We start from the raw sequence: 3,726 nt of genomic DNA, 5'->3' as shown, positions 1-3,726 counted from the left end.
GGATTTTTTCGAACCAGCCGCGTGTGAGTTTGCGGCCGACTTTGTCGAGCATGGGTGGCACGTTGGCGAGCTGGCCGAGGGATTCGGCGCCGGGATCGTTCACGCCGAAGTATTGCGCGCGGGGGTCTTCGGGGCCGCCTTTGCCATCGCGATCGTGGCAGGCGTAGCAGTTGAGGCGGGTGAGCTGCCAGTCGATTTTTTCCTGGGCGGTGAGCTTGGGGGCATCTTCTTTTTGGATGAGTGCCAGCGCGAGTTTGATGGCGCGCTTTTCGAGGTCGTTGAGATCGAAGCGCGGGGTGCCGGAGGGTTGTTTTTCGGCGAGGCAGCCGTGGTCTTGGGCGAGGTCTTTTAGGGGTTTGGGGGTGGTGGGTTTTGCGGAGCTTCCAGAACCGGCTGAAGCCGGGACTACAATACTGGAACCGGCGGAGACGGGAGCTGCAGAACTTGGTTTGTGGCAGGCGATGCAGTTGAGCTGTTCGAATAGCTGGCGGCCTTTTTCGACGCCCTGCTTGGGGATTTTGAGGGCTGCGCGGGCGGTGGCTTTTTCGGCGACGCGGCCGACGTGGAGGTAGGCGGCGATGTCGGAGGCTTGCTGGGCGGAGAGGCGCATGTCTGGCATGCGGCCTGAGGGGCGGACGGACAGAGGATTGTGGAGGAAGTGGGAGAGGGCGGTGAAGTCGTAGGCATCGGCGAGGGCGATGGGCACGGAGGCATTGCCGGGCTTTTCGACTTCGGCATCTGCGGCGACCTTTGGCGGACGCACGTCTTTGGCGGGCTCATGGCAGGCGACGCAGCCGACTTTGTGGTAGAGGTCTTTGCCGCGCTCGACATCGCCAGCGGGGACTTTGGGCTGGGGCTGTTTCAGGCTGCTGAGGTATTCGACGAGGGCTTCCACTTTTTCGTCATCGCCTTCTGCACCTGCAAACAAGCCGGGCATCTGCGTGCCCTTCTTGCGGTTTTGCGGACTGCGGATCATGAGCCAGAGGGTGTCTGGATCGAGGCGGGAGCCCACGGCGCTAAGGTCGGGGCCGGGCTTTGGTTTGAGGCGTTCCTCCCATGACTTCGGCACGGCATGGCAGGTGGTGCAGTTCAGCTCTGCGAGGAGCAGCAGGCCGCCATTCACCAGTGATTCGTCGGGGTCTTCGGGGATGTGGAACTGATCGAAGGTGTAAACGAAGGCGTGGTTGATGGGCTCGGCCTGGAGAGGATGCGCCTGGAGGTGGCCGCAAAAAAACGCAGAGGCCGCAAAAAGGGTCCAGAGTTTTGATGAATTCATTTTGCGTTTTCTTTGCGTCGCTTTGCGGCCATTCAGATCCGATTTAGATGCCCATCTTGGCGCGCTCGGCGTCGAGGGCTTTGATCCAGGGGGCGATGAAGTGGCCGGAGTCGTGGTAGGTGCGGCCGGAGTACATGTGCTGGTCGATGACGCAGGGTTCGTTCACGTAGATGCCGCCGCAGATTTCGAGGTCGAATTTGCACTTGGCGACGGTGGCCATGCGGAGGCCTTTGACGATGTCTGCACGGGCCGGGATTTCGACGCCGTGGCAGACACTGGCGCAGGGCTTCTTCTGCTCCCAGAACCATTTGGTGATGCGGAGGAGATCGAGGTCTTCGCGGATGTACTCGGGGGCGCGACCGCCGCTGAAGAAGATGCCGACGTATTCTTCGGGCTTGATGTCCTTGAAGGCGATGTCGGCGTCGATGCTGTAACCTTCCCACTCCTTGGTGATGGTCCAGCCGGGCTTGATTTCATGCAGCACCATCTGGTATTTCCGTTTTTCCGGCGCGGCGACGACGGGCTTGTAGCCGCCCTCGATGAGACGGTAGAAGGGGTAGAGGGTGTCAACGGTTTCGGTGGCGTCGCCGACGATGATGAGGACTTTGGCTTCGGACATGGTGTGGTGGGTGGGCTGGATTCTTGTTACTAGATGCTAGATGCTAGATGCTGGATTAAAGAGTGGTGATGAGATTGTCGAGGTGGTTTTTGGCGCGGACGATTTCGGCGGTGGATTCGGCGAGGGTGGGCAGGATGGGGATGCCGCGGGGGGTGGGGTGCATGAAGATTTCGGTGGGGCCGGTGAACTTGATGGCTTTGAGGGCTTGCAGCAGGGGTTTCCAGTCGAGCTTGCCTCGTCCGGGCATCTGCTGGAGTTCGTCTTCCTTGGGCATGGCCTTGGAGCAGCTCTTGCCGTATTCCCAGGCGTAGAAGAGCGTCATTTTTTGGTCGATGTGCTGGATGAGGTCTGAGAGCAGCTTTTCTTCCTGCGGGAGATGATAGGGGGCGAAGGCTATGCCGATGCCGGGGATGTTGCGGATGTCATCGGCGAGCCAGCGGAGGGAGTCGGGGGTGTCGATGAGGTTGTTGATGTGGTTTTCGATGCCGAGGGTGAGGCCGTTTTCGGCGGCGAGCGCGGCGTGGGGTTTCATCTTTTCCACGAAGGCTTTGACGTTCAGCTTGAGCTGCTCGGGAGGGACCTTGTAGTCCCCTGCCCCGCCAGCTACGATGAAGGTGCCGCCGAGTTTTTTCACGATGGCGATCTCTTCGGTGAGGCGGAAGGGGCCGAGATCATAGCGGGTGGTGCCGCCGAAGGTGAGGCCGTGGTCCTTGAGCAGGGCGGCGAATTTGTCGTGGCCGATGGTGTCGATCTCCTCGCGCTGGGTGCCGTGTTTTTTGGGCCAGAGTTCGATGCTGGTGGCGCCGGTCTTTTTGACTTCGGGGAGGATGTCGGCCAGGGGGAGGCTGCCATACATGGAGGAGGCGAGCATGTAATTCAGCTTCCACGGCGGTGGCTCTGCGGTGAACGCGGGGGCGGCGGCGAGAGCGGAGAGGGATTGCAGGAAGCGACGGCGGCTGGTCATGGGGGAGTAAACGACGGGGCGGGCGCGTCTTCATTCAGACTTTGATTTGGGTTCTTCAGGTTTTGCAGCGGGTTGTGGAGATCCGTTTATCAGGAGGACATTGGGAGTTTGGTTGATATCGGAGCGCCGTTTGGCTGCGGAGCCAAAGCGTTGCGGAGCTCGTTGCAGACGCTGCTGGTGGGCGTTGTGTGTGGCGGGCCGCTGGGTTTGCTTCACTCTCGTATGCTACTTACCCAGGGAAGCACTCGCTAAAGCTCGGCATCCCTGGGCTGAAATACGGAAGGCCGTTGGCCTTCATGAATGGGATTCAAACGGCTGAAGGATGGTAGAAGACAGATGAGTGCGCGGCTTCAGCTATCGCGTTATTTGAAACTCGTTTCTGGAGAGAGCATGGCACTACTCTCTGCCGTGGGGTTTGAAAATCGGAGGAACGTTCGATTTTTGCCGCAGAGGAGCGGTGAGGCAGAGGGAGCAGAGATTGGATTCAATCGCGGTTCGATACCGCTGCCGCATGGATTTGTGTGGGTGGAATAATGAAGGGGGAAGGAGCGGATTTAAACCGCTGATGAGACGCTGATTCAAAATCCGGAATCCAGATTTTCTGAATGGCTTTATTAGCGTCCTGTCAGCGGTTAAGAAGAATGCAGAGTTCCATGCATTGTGAACACACGACACGCTGCCTTAGGCCGTGTTTGAAAAACCGCTCTATCGCTGGTGCAGTCAGGTTTGCATGTGGCGGCGATTTGTGTCACCGCTACGCGGTTCCACGACATTTGGGAGGTGTGGGTGATGCGGTTCCGTGGGTTGGCACCCACGGCTACGGTTGTGCCAGCGCTACGCGCTTTCGGAAGGAAAGCAGGTTGAGGG

3 protein-coding genes are annotated in these 3,726 nt (G+C 59.4%); all 3 read right to left on the bottom strand.

What is annotated here, in order from left to right; all coding sequences use genetic code 11:
• Nucleotides 1–1,276, bottom strand: a 1,276-nt coding sequence (locus tag WAW39_RS06200) for a c-type cytochrome (RefSeq protein ID WP_422316863.1), incomplete at its 3' end; no start/stop codon positions are given.
• A gap of 43 nt (nucleotides 1,277–1,319) precedes the next feature.
• Nucleotides 1,320–1,895, bottom strand: a complete 576-nt coding sequence (locus tag WAW39_RS06195; RefSeq protein ID WP_422316861.1) for a DJ-1/PfpI family protein — start codon at nucleotides 1,893–1,895, stop codon at nucleotides 1,320–1,322.
• A 55-nt stretch (nucleotides 1,896–1,950) separates the two neighbouring features.
• Nucleotides 1,951–2,859 carry a sugar phosphate isomerase/epimerase family protein gene (locus WAW39_RS06190; protein WP_422316859.1) on the bottom strand — a complete coding sequence of 303 codons (909 nt, stop codon included), beginning with the start codon at nucleotides 2,857–2,859 and terminating at the stop codon, nucleotides 1,951–1,953.
• Nucleotides 2,860–3,726: the final 867 nt, after the last annotated feature.

This window comes from Prosthecobacter sp. (genome assembly GCF_049294395.1).
GTDB lineage: Bacteria > Verrucomicrobiota > Verrucomicrobiia > Verrucomicrobiales > Verrucomicrobiaceae > Prosthecobacter.
Note: the sequence above shows the minus strand (reverse complement) of the source record. Positions and strands in the feature narration are given on the sequence as shown.

What these genes read in the sequence shown, in the direction of transcription:
- WAW39_RS06195 (WP_422316861.1), bottom strand. Translation starts at nt 1,895, where the DNA reads ATGTCCGAAGCCAAAGTCCTCATCATCGTCGGCGACGCCACCGAAACC.
- WAW39_RS06190 (WP_422316859.1), bottom strand. Translation starts at nt 2,859, where the DNA reads ATGACCAGCCGCCGTCGCTTCCTGCAATCCCTCTCCGCTCTCGCCGCC.